This is a genomic window from Rubrivivax gelatinosus (assembly GCF_016583785.1).
Lineage (GTDB): Bacteria > Pseudomonadota > Gammaproteobacteria > Burkholderiales > Burkholderiaceae_C > Rubrivivax > Rubrivivax gelatinosus_B.
Genome location: NZ_NRRU01000228.1, coordinates 1 through 782, shown reverse-complemented (window position 1 = coordinate 782; position 782 = coordinate 1). Strand labels below are relative to the sequence as shown.

Sequence of the window (782 nt, the reverse complement as noted above, 5' to 3'; positions counted from 1 at the left end):
TCGCCGACGGCGGCGTTGCCGTGTTCGTCCTTGGCCGCCACCTGCCACACCGCTTCCCAGGCGCCCAGGTCGCTCCAGCCGGCGTCCAGCGCCACCATGCGGATCGCCTGGCCGCTGCCCGGGCACTTCTCCATCACCGCGTAGTCCACCGACTCCGCCGGCACGGCCGCGAACTCGGCCTTGCCCGGGCGCACGAAACGCTGGTCGGTCGTGCGCGCGGCCCAGGCCGCGCGGCAGGCCGCGGCGATGTCGGGGCGCCAGCGCTCCAGCGCCGCCAGCCAGACGCTGGCCTTGAGCACGAACATGCCGGCGTTCCAGTAGTAGGCGCCGTCGGCGAGGTAACGCGCCGCGGTCTCGGCGTCGGGCTTCTCGACGAACTGCAGCACCGCGTGCGCGCCGGCGCTGGCTTCGCTGCGGATGTAGCCGTAGCCGGTCTCGGGGCGGTCGGGCGTGATGCCCAGGATGACGATGCTGCCGTCGGCGGCGGCCTCGACCGCCGAGGCCATCGCCGCGGCGAACGCGGCTTCGTCGGTCACGGTCTGGTCGGCCGGGGTCACGACCAGCACCGGGTCGGCACCGCCAACGGCTGCCTGCAGCGCCGCCAGCGTCAGCGCCGGGGCGGTGTTGCGGCCCACCGGCTCGAGCAGCACCGCGGCCGGGTCGACACCGATCTCGCGCAGCTGGTCCAGCACCAGGAAGCGGTGCTCCTCGTTGCCGACGACCAGCGGCGCGGCGGTCGTGCCGCCGGCCAGCGCCTGCAAACGCTGCACCGCCTGCTGGAA

The 782-nt window shown here is 74.6% G+C and carries 1 protein-coding gene; it reads right to left on the bottom strand.

Annotated features, from left to right (window positions below; translation table 11 throughout):
• Positions 1-782, bottom strand: a 782-nt coding sequence (locus CKO43_RS25535; protein WP_259375346.1) for a sugar phosphate nucleotidyltransferase, incomplete at both ends; no start/stop codon positions are given.